Origin of the sequence: Aliiroseovarius subalbicans (assembly GCF_022678625.1) — a bacterium.
Classification (GTDB): domain Bacteria; phylum Pseudomonadota; class Alphaproteobacteria; order Rhodobacterales; family Rhodobacteraceae; genus Aliiroseovarius_A; species Aliiroseovarius_A subalbicans.
Genome location: NZ_JALBYQ010000002.1, coordinates 486862 through 506441 on the forward strand (window position 1 = coordinate 486862; position 19580 = coordinate 506441).

At 62.9% G+C, this 19580-nt stretch carries 24 protein-coding genes; 16 read left to right on the plus strand and 8 right to left on the minus strand.

Going from position 1 to position 19580, the window contains the following annotated elements; genetic code table 11:
* Nucleotides 1-44 precede the first annotated feature (44 nt).
* From smc to MN188_RS10205, 3 genes are all read left to right on the plus strand, one after another.
* On the plus strand, nt 45-3500 hold the full coding sequence (smc, locus tag MN188_RS10195; protein ID WP_242108849.1) for a chromosome segregation protein SMC: 3456 nt from the start codon (nt 45-47) through the stop codon (nt 3498-3500).
* A gap of 62 nt (nt 3501-3562) precedes the next feature.
* On the plus strand, nt 3563-4030 hold the full coding sequence (locus MN188_RS10200; RefSeq protein WP_242108851.1) for a YbjN domain-containing protein: 468 nt from the start codon (nt 3563-3565) through the stop codon (nt 4028-4030).
* Nucleotides 4031-4129: 99 nt separating this feature from the next.
* Nucleotides 4130-4603, plus strand: a complete 474-nt coding sequence (locus MN188_RS10205; RefSeq protein WP_242108853.1) for a YbjN domain-containing protein — start codon at nt 4130-4132, stop codon at nt 4601-4603.
* Between the two features lies 1 nt (nt 4604).
* Here MN188_RS10205 and MN188_RS10210 read toward each other — a convergent pair whose 3' ends face one another.
* Genes MN188_RS10210 through MN188_RS10225 form a run of 4 tightly spaced genes read right to left on the minus strand, consistent with a single transcriptional unit; the run spans nt 4605 to nt 8523 of the window.
* Nucleotides 4605-5432: a hypothetical protein gene (locus MN188_RS10210; protein ID WP_242108855.1), complete on the minus strand. Its 828-nt coding sequence runs from the start codon at nt 5430-5432 to the stop codon at nt 4605-4607.
* Nucleotides 5433-5450: 18 nt separating this feature from the next.
* Nucleotides 5451-6632, minus strand: a complete 1182-nt coding sequence (locus MN188_RS10215) for a lytic murein transglycosylase (protein WP_242108857.1) — start codon at nt 6630-6632, stop codon at nt 5451-5453.
* A 32-nt stretch (nt 6633-6664) separates the two neighbouring features.
* A complete protein-coding gene (gene cbiB / locus MN188_RS10220) occupies nt 6665-7573 on the minus strand; it encodes an adenosylcobinamide-phosphate synthase CbiB (RefSeq protein ID WP_242108859.1) in 909 nt (302 codons plus the stop codon).
* Nucleotides 7570-8523 (minus strand): threonine-phosphate decarboxylase, encoded by a 954-nt coding sequence (locus MN188_RS10225; protein ID WP_242108862.1) that lies wholly within the window; start codon nt 8521-8523, stop codon nt 7570-7572. Before MN188_RS10225 ends, cbiB begins: the two co-directional genes overlap by 4 nt.
* A gap of 168 nt (nt 8524-8691) precedes the next feature.
* Between MN188_RS10225 and MN188_RS10230 the strand changes: the two genes are divergently transcribed.
* From MN188_RS10230 to rpiB, 6 genes are all read left to right on the plus strand, one after another.
* The gene (locus tag MN188_RS10230; RefSeq protein WP_242108864.1) at nt 8692-9066 is read left to right on the plus strand and encodes a response regulator; all 375 of its coding nucleotides are present in this window, start codon (nt 8692-8694) and stop codon (nt 9064-9066) included.
* A 45-nt stretch (nt 9067-9111) separates the two neighbouring features.
* The gene (locus MN188_RS10235; protein ID WP_242108866.1) at nt 9112-9744 is read left to right on the plus strand and encodes an HAD family hydrolase; all 633 of its coding nucleotides are present in this window, start codon (nt 9112-9114) and stop codon (nt 9742-9744) included.
* Complete coding sequence (locus MN188_RS10240; RefSeq protein WP_242108867.1) at nt 9741-10655, plus strand: ornithine cyclodeaminase family protein; 915 nt, start codon at nt 9741-9743, stop codon at nt 10653-10655. The genes MN188_RS10235 and MN188_RS10240 overlap by 4 nt, the downstream gene beginning before the upstream one ends.
* Nucleotides 10652-11440 (plus strand): phytanoyl-CoA dioxygenase family protein, encoded by a 789-nt coding sequence (locus tag MN188_RS10245; RefSeq protein WP_420838974.1) that lies wholly within the window; start codon nt 10652-10654, stop codon nt 11438-11440. The genes MN188_RS10240 and MN188_RS10245 overlap by 4 nt, the downstream gene beginning before the upstream one ends.
* Nucleotides 11440-12363, plus strand: a complete 924-nt coding sequence (locus MN188_RS10250) for an alpha/beta fold hydrolase (RefSeq protein WP_242108869.1) — start codon at nt 11440-11442, stop codon at nt 12361-12363. The genes MN188_RS10245 and MN188_RS10250 overlap by 1 nt, the downstream gene beginning before the upstream one ends.
* Before the next feature lie 86 nt (nt 12364-12449).
* On the plus strand, nt 12450-12890 hold the full coding sequence (gene rpiB / locus MN188_RS10255) for a ribose 5-phosphate isomerase B (RefSeq protein WP_242108871.1): 441 nt from the start codon (nt 12450-12452) through the stop codon (nt 12888-12890).
* Between the two features lie 6 nt (nt 12891-12896).
* Here rpiB and MN188_RS10260 read toward each other — a convergent pair whose 3' ends face one another.
* Together MN188_RS10260 and rpsU are read right to left on the minus strand one after the other, a co-directional pair.
* Entirely contained in the window at nt 12897-13349 is a 453-nt protein-coding gene (locus MN188_RS10260) for a hypothetical protein (RefSeq protein ID WP_242108873.1), read from the minus strand.
* An 83-nt stretch (nt 13350-13432) separates the two neighbouring features.
* Nucleotides 13433-13639, minus strand: a complete 207-nt coding sequence (rpsU, locus tag MN188_RS10265) for a 30S ribosomal protein S21 (RefSeq protein WP_007426337.1) — start codon at nt 13637-13639, stop codon at nt 13433-13435.
* Nucleotides 13640-13749: 110 nt separating this feature from the next.
* Between rpsU and MN188_RS10270 the strand changes: the two genes are divergently transcribed.
* The 4 genes from MN188_RS10270 to MN188_RS10285 all read left to right on the plus strand — a co-directional run bounded on the left by MN188_RS10270 (nt 13750) and on the right by MN188_RS10285 (nt 16041).
* Nucleotides 13750-14442 (plus strand): COQ9 family protein, encoded by a 693-nt coding sequence (locus MN188_RS10270; protein WP_242108875.1) that lies wholly within the window; start codon nt 13750-13752, stop codon nt 14440-14442.
* Nucleotides 14439-15428: an NAD(P)H-quinone oxidoreductase gene (locus tag MN188_RS10275; RefSeq protein WP_242108877.1), complete on the plus strand. Its 990-nt coding sequence runs from the start codon at nt 14439-14441 to the stop codon at nt 15426-15428. Before MN188_RS10270 ends, MN188_RS10275 begins: the two co-directional genes overlap by 4 nt.
* On the plus strand, nt 15428-15811 hold the full coding sequence (locus MN188_RS10280; RefSeq protein ID WP_242108879.1) for an MAPEG family protein: 384 nt from the start codon (nt 15428-15430) through the stop codon (nt 15809-15811). Before MN188_RS10275 ends, MN188_RS10280 begins: the two co-directional genes overlap by 1 nt.
* A 71-nt stretch (nt 15812-15882) precedes the next feature.
* On the plus strand, nt 15883-16041 hold the full coding sequence (locus MN188_RS10285; protein ID WP_242108881.1) for a hypothetical protein: 159 nt from the start codon (nt 15883-15885) through the stop codon (nt 16039-16041).
* Nucleotides 16042-16044: 3 nt separating this feature from the next.
* On the opposite strand, the gene MN188_RS10290 is transcribed toward MN188_RS10285, so the two are convergent.
* Together MN188_RS10290 and MN188_RS10295 are read right to left on the minus strand one after the other, a co-directional pair.
* Complete coding sequence (locus MN188_RS10290) at nt 16045-16236, minus strand: hypothetical protein (RefSeq protein ID WP_242108884.1); 192 nt, start codon at nt 16234-16236, stop codon at nt 16045-16047.
* A gap of 44 nt (nt 16237-16280) precedes the next feature.
* A complete protein-coding gene (locus MN188_RS10295; protein WP_242108886.1) occupies nt 16281-16910 on the minus strand; it encodes a ribonuclease T2 family protein in 630 nt (209 codons plus the stop codon).
* Nucleotides 16911-17044: 134 nt separating this feature from the next.
* Here MN188_RS10295 and MN188_RS10300 point away from each other — a divergent pair, with 134 nt between their 5' ends.
* The 3 genes from MN188_RS10300 (at nt 17045) to MN188_RS10310 (ending at nt 19577) form a co-directional block, all read left to right on the plus strand.
* Nucleotides 17045-17785, plus strand: coding sequence for a DUF1013 domain-containing protein (locus MN188_RS10300; RefSeq protein WP_242108888.1), 741 nt, complete (start codon nt 17045-17047; stop codon nt 17783-17785).
* A 67-nt stretch (nt 17786-17852) separates the two neighbouring features.
* Nucleotides 17853-18911, plus strand: a complete 1059-nt coding sequence (locus MN188_RS10305; protein WP_242108890.1) for an NAD-dependent epimerase/dehydratase family protein — start codon at nt 17853-17855, stop codon at nt 18909-18911.
* A gap of 90 nt (nt 18912-19001) precedes the next feature.
* Entirely contained in the window at nt 19002-19577 is a 576-nt protein-coding gene (locus MN188_RS10310) for a DUF4453 domain-containing protein (protein ID WP_242108892.1), read from the plus strand.
* Nucleotides 19578-19580: the final 3 nt, after the last annotated feature.

Consider the following 19580-nt stretch of genomic DNA (forward strand, 5'->3'; position numbering starts at 1 on the left):
CAAACAATCGGGACTTCATAGGAATCATCCACGAGGCAACCGGGTTGCGGTTCTCTAAACTTCGTCTGAACGGCTTCAAAAGCTTTGTTGACCCGACCGATCTGGTGATCGCGGACGGGCTGACCGGCGTTGTCGGGCCGAACGGATGTGGCAAATCGAACTTGCTGGAGGCGCTGCGCTGGGTGATGGGCGAAAACCGCCCCACAGCGATGCGCGGTGGCGGCATGGAAGACGTGATCTTCGCCGGCGCCTCGACCCGCCCGGCCCGCAATTTCGCTGAAGTGTCGCTCTCCTTGGACAACAGCGAGCGGCTGGCGCCGTCAGGGTTCAACGAATCGGACGCGCTGGATATTGTGCGCCGCATCACACGGGATGCGGGCAGCGCGTATAAGGTCAACACCAAGGACGTGCGGGCGCGTGATGTGCAGATGCTGTTCGCCGACGCCTCCACCGGCGCGCATTCCCCCGCCCTTGTGCGGCAGGGGCAGATTTCGGAACTGATCAACGCCAAACCCAAAGCCCGCCGCCGCATTCTTGAGGAAGCGGCCGGGATTTCGGGCCTGTATCAACGCCGCCACGAGGCCGAGTTGAAGCTGAAGGGCACCGAGACCAACCTGGCACGGGTCGAGGACGTGATCGAGCAGCTTGCCAGCCAGTTGTCGCAACTGGCGCGTCAGGCACGTCAGGCCGCGCGCTATCGCACCATCGGGGATGACCTGCGCAAAGCCGAGGGGCTGTTGCTTTATCGGCGCTGGAGAGAGGCCGATGAGGCCCGCGCCGCAGCAGACCTGCAGTTGTCCGAACGTGTCAAACAGGCCGCCGCCGCCGAGGGTGCGTCGCGCATCGCCGCCAAGCAGCGGCAAGAGGCCGAGGACCGCCTGCCCCCCTTGCGCGAGGAAGAGGCGATTGCCGCCGCTGTTCTGCAACGGCTTCAAGTCCAGCGCGACACCCTGGCCGACCAGGAAACGCAAGCGCTGGAGCGGATCGATTTGCTCAAGGGGCGGATCGAACAGCTGACCCTGGATATTGATCGCGAGGCCGGGCTGAACAAGGACGCTGGCGAAACGATCGAACGGCTGGAATGGGAACAGGATCAACTCGCGAAGGCCGGCGAGGGGCACGAGGCGCGGCTGGAAGACGCCGCCGAAGCCGCCCGCGATTCCGCCCGCGTTTTGCAAGACCGCGAAGGGTCTCTGAGCCAGCTCACCGAAGACGTGGCCCGCTTGGCCGCCCGCCACCAATCGGCGCACCGGCTGTTGGAAGACAACAAAAAGACGCTGGACAAAAGCGAAGGTGAAGCCACCCGCGCACGTGCAGCGGTGGAAGAATCCAAAGGCGCGTTGGCCAGAGCCGGGGCCGAGTTCGAAGCCGCGCAAGCGGCGCAGTTGGTTGCCGCGACAGCCTCGGAACAGGCGGAAGCGGCGCTGGTTGCGGCCGACGAAGCGCGCTCGGACGCGCAATCGCGCGAGGCTGACGCGCGCGCCGCCCGGTCTTCAGCCGAAGGCGAAGTGAACGCACTTCATGCCGAGGTGCAGGCGCTGGCGCGGCTGGTCGAGCGTGACGCTTCAGAAGGTGGGCAGGTTCTCGACCTTTTGCGGGTGAAGCCAGGCTATGAAAAAGCGCTGGGCGCAGCGTTGGCCGATGATCTGCGGGCCCCCGCCATCGACGGGGATACGCCGTCTGGCTGGGCCACCTTGCCCGGCTATTCCCAAGCACAATCGCTGCCCGACGGGGTCGCGGCGCTGACGAATTACGTGACAGTCCCCGAGGTTCTGGCCCGGCGGATGAGTCAGGTGGGGCTTGTCGAACCCGAAGACGCCCCTGCGCTTCAGGCGCAGTTGAAACCGGGGCAGCGGCTGGTGTCGTCCGAGGGTGATCTCTGGCGCTGGGACGGGTTCCGCGCGGGCGCCGAGGACGCGCCCTCCACGGCAGCGCTGCGGCTGGAACAGCTGAACCGCTTGCAGGAACTGAAGCAGGACTTGGAAGAAGCCAGCGCGCGCGCGGATGGTGCCCGCGCGGCGCACGGCACGTTGAAAGACACGCTGGTCCAGACCACCGAGGCCGACAAGGCCGCGCGCGAAGCCCGCCGCGACGCCGACCGTGCTGTGACCGAGGCAAACCGCGCGCTCAGCCGCGCAGAGGCGGATCGCAACATCGCCGGTGGCAAGCTGGAAAGCCTTGGTTTGGCCGTGACACGTCACGAAGAAGAGGCGATGGGCGCGCGTCATCGCATGGGCGAGGCCGAGAAAGCCGTGGCCGATCTGGGTGATCTGGACGCGGCACGGGCCGAAGTCGAAGACGTCAAGATGACTGTCGAGGCCGCACGTATGACGATGATGGCCAAGCGCTCGGGCCATGACGAATTGCGCCGCGAAGGCGAAGCACGGGTGAAACGCGGGCAGGAAATTACAAAGGAAGTCAGCGGCTGGCGTCACCGACTTGAGACAGCTGGCAAGCGGATTGCCGAGCTGGAAGAGCGCAAGGAAGGGTCCGCGGGCGAACTGAAAGACGCCACTGCCGCCCCGGCCGAACTGGCCGCCAAGCGCGAAGAGCTGCTGGACGCGATCGGCGAGGCCGAGGGGCGCCGGTCGAAAGCGGGAGATGCCTTGGCCGAGGCTGAAACCGGGCTGCGCGACGCAGTGCAGACCGAGCGTGAAGGCGAGCGGCTGGCTGGTGAGGCCCGAGAGGCCCGCGCCCGCGCCGAAGCCCGCGCCGAGGCCGCCCGCGAAACTGTCGCCTATGCCGCCGAGCGGATCGAGGAAGACCAGGAAACGACTCCCGATGCGCTTTTGGAAAGCCTTGAGGCGGACCCGGACAAGATGCCGTCGTCGGATCAGATCGAGCATGATGTGAACCGCCTGAAACGTCAGCGCGACGCACTAGGTGCCGTGAACCTGCGCGCCGAGGAAGACGCCAAGGAAGTGCAGGAAGAGCACGACAACCTGGTACATGAGATGACCGACCTTGAAGAGGCGATCAAGAAACTGCGCCACGGCATCTCGAGCCTGAACAAGGAAGGCCGCGAACGCCTTTTGACCGCGTTCGAGCAGGTGAACTCCAGCTTCGGCGTGCTGTTCAGCCACCTGTTTGGCGGCGGTGAAGCCAAACTGGTTCTGGTCGAAAGTGATGACCCGCTGGAGGCCGGGCTGGAGATCATGTGCCAACCGCCGGGCAAAAAACTGTCGACCCTGTCGCTGTTGTCGGGCGGGGAACAGACCCTGACCGCGCTGGCGCTGATCTTTGCCGTGTTCCTGGCAAATCCCGCGCCGATCTGTGTGCTGGACGAGGTCGATGCGCCGCTGGACGACGCGAACGTCACGCGATTCTGCGACCTGCTGGACGAAATGACCCGCCGCACCGACACGCGGTTCCTGATCATCACCCACCACGCGGTGACGATGGCGCGCATGGACCGTCTGTTCGGCGTGACGATGGCCGAACAGGGCGTCAGTCAATTGGTTAGCGTCGATCTGAAGAATGCCGAAGCTATGGTCGCCTGATGTTGCACGAACGCGCCGCGCGGCATAGGCTGGGCGGAGGGAAGGCAGACAGGAGAAAAGCCATGTTCTTCAAACGGATGATCATCGGGACCGCGCTTGTCGGAACACTCGCCACCAGCGCGATGGCCGACAATGTGGCAGCTTCGGATCCCAACACGTTGATGTCCTATTTTTTCAACGAAGGCATTCCCGCGCGGCTGGGAAGTGATGACGTCGGTGATCCGATGATCACCTTGCGCCACGATGGCGAAGAGTTTGACGTGTTCTTCTATGGGTGCTCGGACAACACGGATTGTCAGAGCATCCAGTTCGCAATCACCTACTCCACCTCAGCGCCCACACCGTTGGAGGCGATCAACACCTGGAACGCCGAAAACTTCTTCGTGCGCGCCTATCTGACGGATGAGGGTAATTCCCGCCTGGAGTTTGATGTGCTGACCGGACGGATGGGGCTGGACAACGCGGATTTTGATGATGTGTTCAAAACTTGGGCCAGATATCTTGAGCAATTCGCGGATTACCTTGACTGACCACCGTGACGACTGGTCGCCTTACAATTTGATCTGGATTATTGCGGGGCACACATGTCGGGCCTAGGCTTGTTCCCAGAACCATCAAGGGAGAGGGATATGAAAACGGTTTCCGCAATCACAAGTGTTATTTTTGCGCTGAGTGTCGGTGCCACCGCGCAGGCGGGGCAGGTTCTGGCCTCGAACCCGCAAAGCATCATGGACTTCTTCTTCGAGCAGGGCATTCCAGCGCAGTTGGGCACGGACAGCTACAATGATCCGATGATCGACTATCGCTATGAAGGCGAAGCCTATTCGTTGTTCTTCTACGGCTGCACAGATGGCGCCCGATGCGATTCCGTCCAGTTCAAGACCGGCCACCGTGTCGGCGGGAAAGTTACACTAGACTCTGTGAACGCCTGGAACGCCGAATACCGGTTCGGCGATGCTTATTTGACCGACAACGGCGACACGAACCTGACCTATGACATCCTGACCGGTGCCGAAGGTCTCAGCACGGCGGATTTCAGTGAAGTGTTCGGGCAATGGATCAGCATGGTCGAGGATTTCGAAGACCACATCGGCTGGCAGTAAGTCACACCGGGACCGACGCGTTCACCGCCGCGACCATCGCGGTTGTGACGGCGGTGTAGAGCTGTTCAGACAGGGCTGCATAGCGGACCCAGACGTCCTGCGAGAAATCCTGATCGCGCCACAGCGACATGTTGTCGAACGTCCAACCGCGTTGCGCTGCAAAAAGTAGACGGCGCGCGGGTGGGGGCAGCGTATCCGCTGGGCCGGGCGGCCGAGGGACTGGGCGCGGATCGGGCGCGCCATCCAGCAGGCAAAGCGCTGAGCCGAAAATGGCCGCGACTTGGTCGAAATGCTGCGCCTGTGCAAATTCGTTCATGTCCGAGAGGGCCGCGCGCAGAGTGTTTCTGACCTCTTCAAGGTCAACGCCTGGTGGGGTCGCCGGCGACGGATTGGCCAGGTATTCCACCGCCCATATCCGCCCGTCAGGATCGCGGGGGTACGCCGCGCGCCACCCCGGCGTCCAGCGGATCACGCCACCATCGGGGGTTTCGCTGGTCATGCTCCACAGGCTGCCACCGCCGGCAAACCCGGCGCTGAGGCGGTCGGGGATCATGTCCTCATCGTCATCTTGATCTTGCCGAATGCACGACATCACCACGCGCTCCACCCCGGACTCGGTCAGTCGGTCCAGCCAATCGCCGGGGGTCTCGGCCACCGGCACGCGCCGGTCTTTGCCGTACCGGCGCTTGTGCGACGTGTGAAACGCGATCGACCCGCAGCGATCGAAGGCGCGCTGTCCCGCGAACCACGGCATCGGGTCGTCCGAATGCGCAATCCGGTTGTTGGCGGAAATGACCAGCGCGGCCAGTTGAGCAACTTCACCGTCCATGACCGGCGCTAAAGGCGCTCAGAGCGCATTGAGAAGCTGCGCGGTGGGCCAGGCGTCCGCCGGCAGACCCAGCCGCTGCTGTTCGCGTTGAACCGCTGCACGGGTCTTGGCCCCAAGGATGCCGTCGATCTTGCCCACGTCATGTCCACGTGCCGCCAGCTTCTTTTGCAGCGCCTTCATTTGGTTGCCCGACAGCCCCTTGTCGGGATTGCCTGCGTTATATACCGGCGCGCCCTCCAGCCTGGTGGCGAAATAGGCGGCGGTGGTCACATAAACGAAGCTTTTGTTCCACTCGAAATAGACCGAGTAGTTCGGGTAGGCGAGGAACGCCGGCCCCTTGCGCCCCTGGGGCAAAAGGATCGAGGCCTTGAGGTTCGGCCCCTGCAAACGGCCCGAACGCGGCTGCACGCCAAGTTTCGCCCATTGGCTGGCCGTCATCGTGTGCCGCAGCCCGGTCTTGGACCAGTCCAGATTGGAAGGCACGATGACTTCTTGCAACCACGGCTCGTTCGCGCGCCATCCCAACCCGCGAAGCATGTTGGCCCCGGACAGAAGCGCATCAGCGGGCGTGCGACGCAGGTCAACTTTGCCGTCTCCATTGCCGTCCACACCAGCTTCGATGATGTCACCGGGCAGCATCTGAACCATGCCAATTTCACCGGCCCATGCGCCTTTTGAGGTGGCCGGATTGAACTCTCCGCGTTCAAACAGCTCCAGCGCAGCAAACACCTGCGGTTGGAACAGTTCCGGACGACGGCAATCGTGGCTGAGCGTGACCAGCGAATTCAGCGTGTTGAAGTTTCCCTGCACTGCGCCGAAGTCGGTTTCAAACGCCCAGAACGCCGTCAACACCCCACGTGACACACCATAGCGGCTTTCCATCACATCAAACACGCTGTCCAGCTGTTTGAGCTTGGCGCGACCGTTGTTCATGCGGTTTTGGCTGATCAACTGGCGTGAGAAATCCACAAAGGTCTTGTTGAAAATGCCCTGCGAGCGGTCCGCCTTGAGCGTCGCACCATCCTGCCGGACCGAGGCAAAGAACGCATTCACGTTGGCCTGGGAATGTCCCTTGCGCACCGCCGCCTGCTTCATGCCCGCGACGAAATTCGAAAAACCGCCGCCGCATTTGACGCTGACCTGCGCCGACGCGGTGCTGGCCGCCAACATGAGTGCCGCGATTGTAAGACTGAAACGCATGATAACCCCCTGAGAACCTTGTTCCGAGCAGGTTACACAGTTGCAAGCAATGCCACAATCACGACCATGACCAGCCAGGCGCGCCACAGCACCGCACAGGCCCGATCGACGTCATCGGGTGTCAGGGCGCGGCGGCCTTCGGGGTGAACCCAGGGAAAGTCGCGCCTCTCACCATCATAAGCGCGCGGACCGGACAGGGCGACATTCAGCACCGCGGCCATCGCCGCCTCGGGCCAGCCCGCATTGGGGCTACGGTGCAAGGGCGCGTCGCGGCGGATATGGCGCCAGGCATCCCAGCGACCATAACCAAGCACGATCAGGACTGCCGTTAGCCGGGCGGGCACCCAGTTCAGCACATCATCAAGGCGCGCGGCGGCTTTGCCGAACTGCTCATACCGCGGATTGCGATGCCCGATCATGCTGTCGGCGGTGTTGACCAGCTTGTAGACCAGAAGCCCCGGCAGACCAAAGATGAGAAACCAGAAGGCCGGCGCGATGACGCCATCCGACAGGTTTTCCGCCGCACTTTCGATTGCGGCGCGCGCAACGGCGGGCGCGTCCATCTGCGCCGTGTCCCGTCCGACAATCCGCGCCACCATGTGCCGCCCGTCCCCGATGGAAATCCGCAAGGCATCCGCGACCGCGCCCACGTGTTGCACGAGCGATTTTTGCGCCATCAGGATCGCCGCGATAACAAGCTCCACCAGCGGCCCGAGCGATGTCAGGGCAAGCCCCAGCAACCAGGCCACGACCACCAGAGCGCCCAACCCGAGTGCGCCCGCCAGCAAACGCCGTTCGCCGTGATTCAGGCGCTGCTCAAGCGCGCCGATCGCTCGGCCCATCAGCACAGCTGGATGTGGCAGCCGCGACCAGAGCCAGGCGGGCTCTCCCAAGGCCGCATCCAACAGCAGGGCACCAAGAAGGATCACCGCGTGGCTCACACAGCTCGCTCCAGCTGCGCCCAACGATCCGATGGCGGCAGGCCCAGACGCAGCCAAGTTTTCGAGTAGGGAAAGGTCCGGCTCCAGACCTTGCGTTTGGCCAGACGTTTCTGCCATTTCGCGGCATCGTCGACCTCGTACAAGCGAAACAGCGCCGTGCCGCCCTTCAGATCGGCCCCCTTGTGCATCACCATCGCGTCCAGCCGGGCAGCATCCACCGCCAACTGCTGTCGCATCCGGTTGGCCCATCGCATGTCTTCGAGCGCAGTCGCACCGATGGTCAGCGCCGGCCCCGACACCTGCCAAGGACCAAGGCTGTCCCGCAGACGGGCGATCAGCTTAGGTTCCCCGATGGCAAAGCCCAGCCGCAGCCCCGCCAGCCCCCAGAACTTGCCGAAGGATTTGAGAATCACCACCCCCGGACGAGGTGCCTGCGCGATATGACTGACCCCCAGAACGACGTCGCAAAAGCTTTCGTCGATCACCGTGAGCGGGCGATTAAACCCCGGGTCGTGCCACAGCCTTCCGTCTGGGTTGTTCGGATGCACCAGAACGCGGGCGGTGCCGCCAGTGCCGACCTGCCAGCCGGTCTGCTGAAAGGCGGCGGCGTGTTCGTTGTAGGTCGGCGCGGGAATGTCCACGACACCGGGTGCCGCCAGGGTCGGGATCCGCGCGATGATCGACGAAGCACCGGGTGCCGCCAGAACCGCCGCATCGTCGGGCACGCTCCAGAACGCCCGTGCAGCTTTTTCCAAACGGTCAAAGGCGGATCGGTCTGGCAGCTGCTGCCAGGCCCCGGCCGGCACATCCCCCACCGGATAGGCATGCGGATTGATCCCGGTCGACAGGTCCAGCCAGTCGGATCGCACGCCGCCGTATTGCGCGATGGCGGCATCAAGGCCTCCCCCATGATCGCGGGAGACGGAAACGTGGGCGGACATCTGGGGCATGAACCTCTCCGATCTGGTTGCGTGTTTGAACCGGAATCGGCGTGGTTATGCAATCCCTACAGCCCCGCAAACACGTTAAGCTGAAATTGACCGACTTTAACCATTTGGTAGCATTTTATTAGGATTTCAGGGTCTTTTATGCGACGTTCGGTGTAACGGAGAAGTGTCATGCGAGTGCTTATTGTGGAAAACAATCCCGACCTGGGTAAGGTCTGGGCGGCGCACATTCTGCGCCAGGGGGCTGAGGTCAGTGTCGAACGCTGCGAAGAGGACGCGATCGGACATCTGGCGCAGAACGGTGCGGATGTCATCATCCTAAACCTTGATCTGGAACGCGGCAGCGCCCTCGCCGTTGCCGACTATGCCGCCTATCGCCACCCCGAAGCGCGGGTGATCTTCGTCACCAGCTCATCGTTCTTCTCGGACGGGTCGATCTTTGCCCACGCGGCCAATGCCTGTGCCTGCCTGCACGCCCAGACCGCGCCCGAAGACATGGCGGCCCTGGTCGAATACCACGGACGCGGCGCCAGCGCGGCCGAGTAGATTTTTGACGTTTTCACGCCCCGCGCACCGCGCTAGGGTTCGCACATGGATACGCACCTGCTTCGCCCCAAGGCGGTCATCTTCGACATCGGAAACGTGCTGATTACCTGGCAGCCCGAACAGAAATACGACCGCTGGATCGGGGAAGAGCGACGCCGTGCGATGTTCTCCACGGTGGACCTTCACGGCATGAACGAACAGGTGGATGCAGGTGGTGACTTTCGCCAGGTTATCTATGATACAGCGGCACAATACCCTGAGTTTGCGAAAGAAATTCGATGGTGGCACGACAGGTGGCTGGACTTGGCGACACCGGTGATCGACCTTTCTTTACGCAGCTTTCGTGCCCTGAAAGCCCAGGGCGTGCCGGTTTTCGCGCTCTCGAATTTTGGACGCGGCTCATTTTCCTTGTCGGAAAGTCGCGATCATTTTTTGGCCGAATTCGACCGACGCTATATTTCGGGCCATATGGGCGTGACAAAACCAAATCCGCGGATCTACGAAATGGTAGAACAAGATTGCGGCATTGCGCCCGAACACCTTTTGTTCGTCGATGACCGAGCCGAGAACATCGCAGCCGCCGAGGCGCGTGGCTGGCAAGGCCACGTTTTCACGTCGCCCGAAGGGTGGGTCGCCCACCTGATCGCGGCCGGACTTTTGCAGGAGGGCGACCTATGACAATCGAAATGATCCCGTTTGAGGCAGATCGCCTGCTGGACTGGTCCGATCTGGGCGCGGCCATTCTGGATGGGCACACCCGCCCAAGGGCCGAAATTGGCGATACTTTCCTGTATCGCGGTGCTGACACGATGCTGACACGCTCGGCCTGGATTGACGGGTTGGGCATCGCGGTGAAAACCGCGAACATCATGCCGGGCAACCCGTCCCGGGGTGAGCCGATGATCCACGGCGCTGTTAATCTTTATGACGATCTGGACGGGTCGCTTGAGGCGATTGTTGACTTTCACCTTGTCACGAAGTGGAAGACGGCCGGCGATTCCGTGCTGGGGGCCAAGCTTTTGGCCCGTCCCAACAGCCGCTGCATTCTAATCATTGGCGCGGGCACCGTCGGGCGCAACCTGCGCGAGGCTTATGGCGCGACCTTCCCGGGTGCGCGGTTCATGGTCTGGAACCGGACCCCGGCCGGGGCCGAGGCGATGGCTGCGGAATATCCAGACACCTTGGTCGCGACCGATCTGGAAACCGCCGTGGGGACCGCAGACATCGTCACCTCGGCCACGATGAGCAGCACGCCAATCCTGCGCGGCGAATGGTTGCAGCCCGGGCAGCATATCGACCTGATCGGCGCCTATCGTCCGGACATGCGCGAAGCTGATGACGCGGTGCTGCGCCGCGCGAACCTGTTCGTGGACAGTCGCGAAACGGTGCTGGACCATATCGGCGAATTCAAGGACCCGCTGGCGCGTGGCGTCATCACCCGCGACGATGTGCAGGGCGATCTCTACGATGTGGCGGATGGCGCCTTTCGCCGCGACGAAGGTGATATTACGCTCTACAAGAACGGCGGCGGGGCCCATTTGGACCTGATGACCAGCCGCTACATCCTGAACGCCTGGAGGAACCGATGATCACCGAACAGCAAATCGAAGACTTTCAGCGCGACGGCGCCGTGATGATCCCCCGCGCAATGGCTGATTGGGTCAAGGTCATGCGCGAAGGCGTGGCCCGCAACATGGAAAACCCCGGCGAATACGCCAGCGAAAACGCGGTGAGCAAGGGGCGGTTTTTCGACGATTACGTCAACTGGACGCGCATCCCGGAATACGAACGGGTGGTGCGCGAAAGCCCGGCGGCCGAGATCGCCGCGCGGGCGATGCGGTCGGCCTCGGCGCAATTTTTCCACGACCATGTTCTGGTCAAGGAACCCGGCACGCCGAAGCCTACGCCATGGCACCAGGACGGGCCGTACTACTTTGTCGAAGGCGCGCAAACGGTCAGTTTCTGGATGCCACTGGACCCGGTGGAAGAGGCCAGCCTGCGGTTTATCGCCGGCAGCCACAAATGGGACCGCATGGTGCGCCCGGTCAGCTGGGCTGATGACAGCGATTTCTATGACGGGAAACAGGACTGGATCCCGGTGCCCGACCCCGATGCCAACCCCGGCGACATGCAGGTGTTGGAATGGCCGATGCAGCCCGGTGACGTGGTGCTGTTCGACTTTCGCACCGTGCACGGCGCGCGGGGGAATTTCAGCGACCGGCGGCGGCGTGCGCTGAGCCTGCGTTGGATGGGCGATGACGCGCGGTATGTGGAACGCCCCGGTCGCACCTCGCCCCCGTTCCCTGGTCACGGGATGCAAGACGGCGAACGCCTGCGCGAGGATTGGTTTCCCGAGATCTGGAGTGCCGCGTGATGGGCTATGTCGTTCTTGCCCTTCTGGCCGGTCTGATCGCCCTGCCTTGGGCGATGGAGCTGCGCCGCCGTAAGGTGGACAAGGCCGCGCGCAAGGATGCACCGGGCCATTTCGCCACGCTCAGCCAGGGTGTCACGCATTATGAATGGCACGGGCCAGTGACCGGCCCGGTGATGGTCATGGTGCACGGGCTGACCAGCCCCAGCTGGGTGTTCGCGGGCCTGTTGCGCGGGCTGACCATGATGGGGTTCCGGGTGCTGACCTATGACCTGTATGGCCGCGGTCTGAGCGACCGCCCCCGGGGCGCACAGGACCGCGATTTTTTCCTGCGCCAGCTGCGTGATCTGCTGGCAGAGTTGAAGCTGGACGGTGAGATTTCGCTGTTTGGCTATTCGATGGGCGGGGCCATTGCGACCTGCTACGCCGCCGAAGAACCGGACCTTGTGGACCGGTTGATACTGCTGGCCCCGGCGGGGATGGATTACACCCCCGCGCCGTTGTTGAAACAGGCGCGGATCATGGGGCGGCTGGGCGACTGGCTGTGGGGGCTTTTGGGAGGCGCGCATTTGCGCCAGGGTGCCCGGGCGGGGGCAGACATGCCCAGCGTGATCCCCGACATGCCCGCCCGCATGGCCGTTGAAACCCGCACGCGGGGATACCTGCGCAGTGTGCTGTCCTCGGAACGGCATATGCTGGGCGAATACCTCGAGGAAGAACACCGCGAATTGGCGCGGATGTATGTGGCCGTTGTGACGATCTGGGGCGAGGATGACGATGTGATCCCCCTGACCAGCCTGGGCAAACTGACGGAATGGAACCGCGATGCCTATAAGTTCGTGGTCCCGGGCGCCGGGCACGCGCTTGGATACACCCACCCGCAAGAGGTGATCGCAGCCATCCAGGAAAATGTGCGCGAGGTCTGAACCGTTCGTGCCGGGAATTGACGCGCCGGGGCGCAACTGGTCTAACGCGGCCAACCACAGCTGCCCCTCACATCAGGACCTTTCCCATGACTGCCAACAAACGCATCGCCCTTTCCAGCGACCACGCCGCGATCGAGCTGCGCCAGGCCATTGCCGATCACATCGCGGCCCTGGGGTGGGAGCCGGTCGATATCGGCCCGACCACGCCCGAAAGCACGCATTACCCGATTCACGGCAAGGCGGCGGCCGAGCTTGTGGCATCAGGCGATTGCCAGCTGGGCATCATCCTGTGCGGCACCGGGCAGGGCATCATGATAGCCGCGAATAAGGTCAAGGGCATTCGCTGCGGCGTCTGCTCTGACACGTTTTCGGCCCGGATGATCCGCCAGCACAACAACGCCAACATGCTGTCGATTGGCGAACGTGTGGTGGGCGCGGGGCTCGCGCTGGATATCGTGGACGCATACCTGAACGCCGAGTTCGAAGGCGGCCGCCATGCGACACGGGCCGACATGATCGAGGACTGATCCCGCTCAGACCCGTTTGATCGACGTGGCGATGTGCAGTGCCCGGCGGTGTTTGTGGCGTCGTTTATAGACGAAACGGGCGAAGCGGGCAGTCGCCCATTCCATACGCGGTGCCTCGATGATAACCGTATCGGTCCAGATTGTGCCCCCGTCACCGGGCTGCACCGACAGGGTGTGGTCCCACCGGCTGACCGACGCATTGTGTTCGCGGCTTTGCAAGATGCGCGCGACAGGGTCCAGCCGCTCAACAAACATCGTGTGACCGGGATTTTTCACAAGTCCGAACAGGGTGACGTCGACGACATAGGTTTCACCCTGCGCTGCGGCCCCTTGCGGGAGCCCATCATAGGTCGCGATCGAGGACATGGCGTCAACCAGTTCCGAGAATTGGCAGGCCTCAGAAAAGATCTGATCAGGGTCGCCAGCGTAAAACGCTTCGATGGTCACTTGGTAGGTCATGCGCCTTGATACCGTGTTCAAGGCAAAAACAAACCCCCGCAGCCGGGGCCACGGGGGTTGTTTTCTCATCGCTAGAGAATGACTTACATCATCCCTTCGCGTTGCGCTTTTTTCCGAGCGAGCTTGCGTTGACGGCGAATTGCTTCTGCCTTCTCGCGTGCTTTTTTCTCGGAGGGCTTCTCGAAATGCTGCTTGAGCTTCATCTCGCGAAAAACGCCCTCACGCTGCAGTTTCTTTTTCAGGGCCCGAAGAGCCTGATCGACATTGTTGTCGCGAACACTGACCTGCATGTGGTTGTCACCACCTTTCTAGTTTAGAGTTGCGTAAAAGTGCAGGAAGGCGCCGTGTAGCAGAGCTTTAATCGCTTGTCTACTGGCGCGGCCAAGGTAAGGACCCAGGCATGGATGATGCAAAAAGACTTCTGAACGCGGTGCTGACCCATGTGCCGTTTGACGGCTGGACACAGGCGGCGATGGACGCAGGCGCAGGCGATTGCGGCCTGTCGCCTGACCAGGCGCGCGCGCTGTATCCACGCGGGCCGGTCGACCTGGCGCTGGCCTTTCACCGGCGGGGGGACGCCGAGATGGTCGAAAAGCTGCACGCGGCCAACTTGGACGACATGCGGTTTCGCGACCGAATCGCGGCCGGTGTCCGGTTCCGGTTGGAAGGCGCCGACAAGGAGCTGGTGCGCCGTGGCATGACCCTGTTTGCCCTGCCGCAAAACGTGGGCGACGGCACCGGCGCGCTTTGGGGTACCTGTGGCGCGATCTGGGAGGCGCTGGGCGACACCTCGGACGACGTGAACTGGTACACCAAGCGCGCGACGCTTTCGGGGGTCTATTCTTCGACCCTGCTCTACTGGCTGGGCGATGACAGCGAAGGGCACGCGGCCACCTGGTCGTTCCTCGACCGGCGCATCAACGACGTAATGACCTTCGAAAAGGTCAAGGCGAAGGCGCGTGACAGTAAACTGGTGCAGGCCTTCATGGCTGGGCCGGGCAAGATTCTGGACGGCATCAAGGCGCCTGGTGCGCCGCGCGAAAATTACCCCGGACATTGGGGACAGAATCAGACAGGCGGAGATACCGAATGACCCTTCCCACAAGAATGCGTGCCGTCGAGATTTCAGAACCCGGCGGGCCGGAGGTTTTGCGTCTGGTCGATGTGCCGGTGCCCACGCCCGGACCGCAAGACATCCTGATCCAGGTCGCCTTTGCCGGCGTCAATCGCCCCGACGCGTTGCAGCGCGCGGGTGCCTATGCGCCGCCGCCCAGCGCCAGCCCCCTGCCCGGCCTTGAGGCCTCGGGCGAGGTCGTCGCGGTTGGCGAGGGCGTCAGCCAATGGCAGATCGGTGACAGGGTCTGCGCCCTGCTGCCCGGTGGCGGTTATGCCGAATATGTGACCACCCCCGCCGCCCATGCGCTGCGGGTGCCCGACGGGATGGGGATGAAAGAAGCCGCCTGCCTGCCCGAAACATACTTTACCGTATGGTCCAATGTTTTCATGCGCGGCGGACTGAAAGCGGGCGAGCGTTTCTTGGTCCACGGTGGTTCCAGCGGTATCGGCACGACTGCGATCCAGCTGGCGCATGCCTTTGGCGCGCGGGTCTTCACCACCGCCGGATCGGCCGACAAGTGCAAGGTCTGCACCGATCTCGGCGCGGAACGCGCCATCAATTACCGCGACGAGGATTTCGTCGAGGTGATGAAGCCCGAGGGCGGTCCGAACCTGGTTCTGGACATGGTTGGCGGCGACTATATCGCACGCAATATCAAAGCCTTGGCTCTGGATGGCCGCATGGTGCACATCGCGTTCCTGTCCGGACCGAAGGCCGAGATCAACTTTGCCATGGTCATGGCGAAACGCCTGACGATCACCGGATCGACCCTGCGCCCGCAAAGCGACCTGGCCAAGGCGCGCATCGCCGAAGAGCTGGCCGACAAGGTCTGGCCGCTGTTGGACACGGGCAAGATCGCGCCGGTGATGGACCAGACCTTCGCGCTGGAAGACGCCGCAAAGGCTCATGCCCGCATGGAGACCAGCCAGCATATCGGCAAGATCGTTCTGAAGGTCGCCTGATGACGACGCTAATTCTGGCCGTTCTGGCCCTGTTCGTCGTGCAGACGTTCCTGCCATCGACCGCGCGCGCCCTGTCAGGGGATCGGGTGCAAAAGCAGTTCCTGCGCGGCAACCGCGATACGCGTCCTGAACCGGGCGTGCTGGGCGGGCGGATGGAGCGCGCCCTGGTCAACATGATCGAAGCGCTGATCGTGTTCCTGCCGCTGGCCGTGCTGGCCGAGGCCAAAGGGATCGACGCCACCACAGGCGCGACCGTCTTCCTGCTGGCCCGTGTCGCCTATGTGCCCGCCTATGCGGCTGGCATCCCGCTGCTGCGCTCGGCGATCTGGACCGTGGGGCATGTCGGGCTGGGCATGATGGTTTGGGCGCTCTGGCCTGCCTGACTCCGCTCAAGGCTGGATCTGGTGAAACATGCTATGCTGTGCGCGGTCTTCGTTGAATACAGGAGGACGTCATGGCGAAAATCGAAGTTCAAAACCATTCGAACCTGGGAATGCTGTGGTGCGCCGGGTGGCTTTTCACCCTTGGCTACCTGCAACTCGGCTTCTGGAAGGGTATTCTGGCGATGCTGGTCTGGCCCTATTTCATCGGCGCGAGTCTCGTGGCCCTTTAGGGGCTAGTCCGAAACCTTGTGGATGCGCAGCCAGCGCTTGCGCCCGCATTCTGGGCAGGGGCCATAGGAGGACTTGCTGCCTTTCGCTTTGTAGCGCACGCCGCCAGCCTCCCACAGGTTGCGGCTGTGCCCACAAGTCTTGCAGGTTATCTGCCATTTGCGGCTTTCTGCCTCGACCGCGTCGGGATCGGGCATGAGCTTCTGTGTGAGGCGTTGCCAAAATCGAGGCATTTGATTTCCTATCTGATCGGATCGAACAAAGCGCGGTCCAGCGTGCAATCGCGCACCACGTCGCGGCCGCAGTCGCGCGGCTCCAGGTCGCGGGTCAGGCACAATCTGGCCTCTTGAATGCGCTCCTGTTTGCAGGTGATGGTGATCATGTCGGCTTGCCAATCGGGGTTGGATTGCAGGAACGCGCCTTCGATCACCGTGACTGGCAGGCGATAGGGCTTGGTCAGGGCGCGCAGCACTTCGGGGCGGTTCACCCGGTCGTAAGCCTCACGCGCCAGGCGGTAATAGTCCTGCGGCGACAGGCCCGAGCAGGTGCCGTGTTTCTTCCACTGGTGCCAGGCCAACCCGCCCGACCCCATGATGTCCGCCATCGCCGCGGTTTCCCCGCGTGACGGGGCGCGGAAATCCGACCGGCAGAAACTGGGCCAGCCGCGTTCCTTCTGTGGCCACAGCCCGTGCAGGATCCAGCCGAACCCCGTGTCGTCTTCACATTGCTCGGCCCCACGCGCGTCGCCTTCGCGGGCGCACCAGCTGGGCGACCAGGACAGCGACAGCACGTAATAGTCGAAGTCGCCCGGCCGTTCCCCTTCCGCCGTGGCGAAAGTGGCGGACATGAGCAGAACCAGCAGCCAACGCATTTCCTCTTCCCCTTTTAGGTCCGCCGCACTATATACGCCTCAAGTTCCCCGACAACGGTAACCCGCCCGCAGGCCAGATGGCCGGGGCAGCCCCCTCAAGGGCGCGGGAAAGTTGTATGCAAAGGAGTTGGGCGATGAACAAACCGATCATGGCGAAAGCCACCGCCGTCTGGCTGGTCGATAACACAACGATCACCTTCAAACAGGTCGCGGATTTCTGCGGGCTGCATGAGCTGGAAGTGCAGGGCATCGCCGATGGCGACGTGGCCACCGGCGTGAAAGGTTTCGACCCGGTTGCCAACAACCAGTTGGACCAGGAAGAGATCGACAAGGCCGAGAAAGACCCGCTTCACCCCCTGAAGCTGAAGTTCTATGCCGCTGCCGTTGGCGAGGAAAAACGCCGCGGGCCGCGCTATACGCCGCTGTCCAAGCGTCAGGACCGCCCGGCCTCGATCCTGTGGCTGGTCAAGTTCCACCCGGAACTGTCCGACGGTCAGGTTTCCAAGCTGGTGGGCACCACCAAGCCGACGATCCAGGCAATCCGCGAACGCACGCACTGGAACATCCAGAACATCGAACCCATCGACCCGGTCGCCCTGGGCCTGTGCAAGCAGTCCGAGCTGGACGGCGCGGTGCAGAAAGCCAACGCCAAGAAGGCGAAAGAGGGCGATGTTATGTCGGATGACGAGCGTCGCAAGCTGGTCTCGACCGAGCAGAGCCTGGGCATGGATCCCGAACCCAAGATGCCCAGCGCCATCGAGGGTCTGGAGACCTTCAGCCTGTCGGAAGAGCCCAAGGCCGAAGAAGACGACAAGGTGCCGGACGCCGACAGCTTCTTCAATCTGCCCGACGCCAAGGACGACGACGAAGATTGATCCCCATTTGGGAAACACGGGCCCCGGCAGCAATGCCGGGGCCTTTTTCGTTCAAGGAAGTTTGCACATGACGTTCGATATCGACACCACCGCCCCCGTTCTTGTCACCGGCGCCACCGGCTATGTCGCCGGCTGGCTGGTCCAGGCGTTGCTGGACGCAGGTGCCACCGTCCACGCCGCCGTGCGTGACCCGGACGATGCGGCAAAGGTGAAGCATCTGGTGGACATGGCCGCAGATGCCCCCGGCGACATCCGGTTCTTCCGCGCCGACCTGCTGGCCCCCGGATCTTATGGCGCGGCGATGGAGGGTTGCGGCGTCGTGTTTCACACTGCCAGCCCGTTCTCGACCTCGGTCAAAGACCCGCAGACGGAACTGATCGACCCGGCGGTGAACGGCACTCGCAACGTGTTGGAGCAGGCAAACCAAACGGGCAGCGTGACGCGGGTTGTTCTGACCAGCTCCTGCGCCGCGATCTATACCGACGCCAAGGATTGCGCCGCAGCCCCCGGCGGACGGTTGAGCGAAGAGGTGTGGAACACGACCGCATCGCTGGATTATCAGCCCTACAGCTACTCGAAAACGCTGGCTGAACGGGCGGCGTGGGAGATTGCCCGCGCGCAGGACCGCTGGCGGCTGGTGGTGGTGAACCCCAGCCTTGTTATGGGGCCCGCGATGCATGACAAACCGACCTCGGAAAGCGTGAACATCCTACGGCAGGCCGGCGACGGCACTTTCCGCATCGGCGCGCCGCGTCTGGGCATCGGCATGGTCGACGTGCGCGACCTGGCGCAGGCCCATGTGGCGGCGGGATTTGTCGAAGGGGCCGAGGGGCGCCATATCATTTCGGCCCATGACACCGACATTCTGGAGCTTGTGTTGCAGCTGCGCGAGCGGTTTGGCGCAGAGTATCCGCTTCCGAAGCGGGCACTGCCCAAGGCGATGATGTGGTTGATGGCCCCGTTCGTCGGGCTGGATCGCCGGTTCGTGGCCGCCAACGTGAATGTGGCTTTTCGGTCAGACAATTCCAAAGCCGTGCGCGCGCTTGGCCTCAGCTATCGTCCGATGCGCGAGACGATGGAGGACATGTTTGCCCAGATGGTCGCCGCGGGCGCCTTCGATCGTTAACTGCGACAGGTCCGCGCGGCGTTCACTGCGATACTGCCCTGCGCTCCTTTTCCTGTCAGGATAGGGGCGCAATTCAGGACGGAGGACACGATGACCACCATGAAGGCCCTGCTGCTGCTTGCTCTCGGCGCATCGCCTGCGCTGGCGCAGGATGACCGGTATTGCGAAGACCTGTGGTTCACCCGCAACCAGATTTACCACCACGCCGGGTATTGTTTCAGTTCACCGCTTGGTCAGGCCCTGTTCCAAGCCGAAAGCTGCACCGGCAAAGATGTCCCGCTTGAGGATTTCAACCAGCAGAAAGTCGACATCATCCGGTCGTTTGAAACCGACCTTGGCTGTGCGGTGGACACCACACGCACCTCGCTGGACATCGACCTGATGGATCTGCGCCTGCGTCTGGTGGACGTGCCGATCCTGTCGGAGTTTGCCAGCGGCTGTCTGGACTGGCAGGGCGGTGAAATCCCGCTCCGCCTGGGCCACGTCGAAGAGGCGCCCGAGTTGGGGCGTGTTCAGCCCGGTGACGATATCGTCTGGGAATACGAATACCCGGCCCAGCCTGACGGGTGGGAGTTCATCACGGTGTATCGCGACGGCGTGCAAGTGATGCTGGGCTGGTCGAACACACCGGTGAACTATGACCAATGCGGGCGATTGGCAGGCTGAACC

Coding starts and splice junctions, on each gene's coding strand:
- MN188_RS10230 (WP_242108864.1), top strand. CDS start 8,692: ATGCGAGTGCTTATTGTGGAAAACAATCCCGACCTGGGTAAGGTCTGG.
- rpsU (WP_007426337.1), bottom strand. CDS start 13,639: ATGCAGGTCAGTGTTCGCGACAACAATGTCGATCAGGCTCTTCGGGCC.
- MN188_RS10310 (WP_242108892.1), top strand. CDS start 19,002: ATGACCACCATGAAGGCCCTGCTGCTGCTTGCTCTCGGCGCATCGCCT.
- MN188_RS10290 (WP_242108884.1), bottom strand. CDS start 16,236: ATGCCCGATCCCGACGCGGTCGAGGCAGAAAGCCGCAAATGGCAGATA.
- MN188_RS10275 (WP_242108877.1), top strand. CDS start 14,439: ATGACCCTTCCCACAAGAATGCGTGCCGTCGAGATTTCAGAACCCGGC.
- MN188_RS10215 (WP_242108857.1), bottom strand. CDS start 6,632: ATGCGTTTCAGTCTTACAATCGCGGCACTCATGTTGGCGGCCAGCACC.
- MN188_RS10250 (WP_242108869.1), top strand. CDS start 11,440: ATGGGCTATGTCGTTCTTGCCCTTCTGGCCGGTCTGATCGCCCTGCCT.
- MN188_RS10240 (WP_242108867.1), top strand. CDS start 9,741: ATGACAATCGAAATGATCCCGTTTGAGGCAGATCGCCTGCTGGACTGG.
- MN188_RS10305 (WP_242108890.1), top strand. CDS start 17,853: ATGACGTTCGATATCGACACCACCGCCCCCGTTCTTGTCACCGGCGCC.
- MN188_RS10235 (WP_242108866.1), top strand. CDS start 9,112: ATGGATACGCACCTGCTTCGCCCCAAGGCGGTCATCTTCGACATCGGA.
- MN188_RS10205 (WP_242108853.1), top strand. CDS start 4,130: ATGAAAACGGTTTCCGCAATCACAAGTGTTATTTTTGCGCTGAGTGTC.
- MN188_RS10295 (WP_242108886.1), bottom strand. CDS start 16,910: ATGCGTTGGCTGCTGGTTCTGCTCATGTCCGCCACTTTCGCCACGGCG.
- MN188_RS10200 (WP_242108851.1), top strand. CDS start 3,563: ATGTTCTTCAAACGGATGATCATCGGGACCGCGCTTGTCGGAACACTC.
- MN188_RS10245 (WP_420838974.1), top strand. CDS start 10,652: ATGATCACCGAACAGCAAATCGAAGACTTTCAGCGCGACGGCGCCGTG.
- MN188_RS10225 (WP_242108862.1), bottom strand. CDS start 8,523: ATGCCCCAGATGTCCGCCCACGTTTCCGTCTCCCGCGATCATGGGGGA.
- MN188_RS10260 (WP_242108873.1), bottom strand. CDS start 13,349: ATGACCTACCAAGTGACCATCGAAGCGTTTTACGCTGGCGACCCTGAT.
- rpiB (WP_242108871.1), top strand. CDS start 12,450: ATGACTGCCAACAAACGCATCGCCCTTTCCAGCGACCACGCCGCGATC.
- MN188_RS10270 (WP_242108875.1), top strand. CDS start 13,750: ATGGATGATGCAAAAAGACTTCTGAACGCGGTGCTGACCCATGTGCCG.
- MN188_RS10280 (WP_242108879.1), top strand. CDS start 15,428: ATGACGACGCTAATTCTGGCCGTTCTGGCCCTGTTCGTCGTGCAGACG.
- MN188_RS10285 (WP_242108881.1), top strand. CDS start 15,883: ATGGCGAAAATCGAAGTTCAAAACCATTCGAACCTGGGAATGCTGTGG.
- MN188_RS10300 (WP_242108888.1), top strand. CDS start 17,045: ATGAACAAACCGATCATGGCGAAAGCCACCGCCGTCTGGCTGGTCGAT.
- MN188_RS10210 (WP_242108855.1), bottom strand. CDS start 5,432: ATGGACGGTGAAGTTGCTCAACTGGCCGCGCTGGTCATTTCCGCCAAC.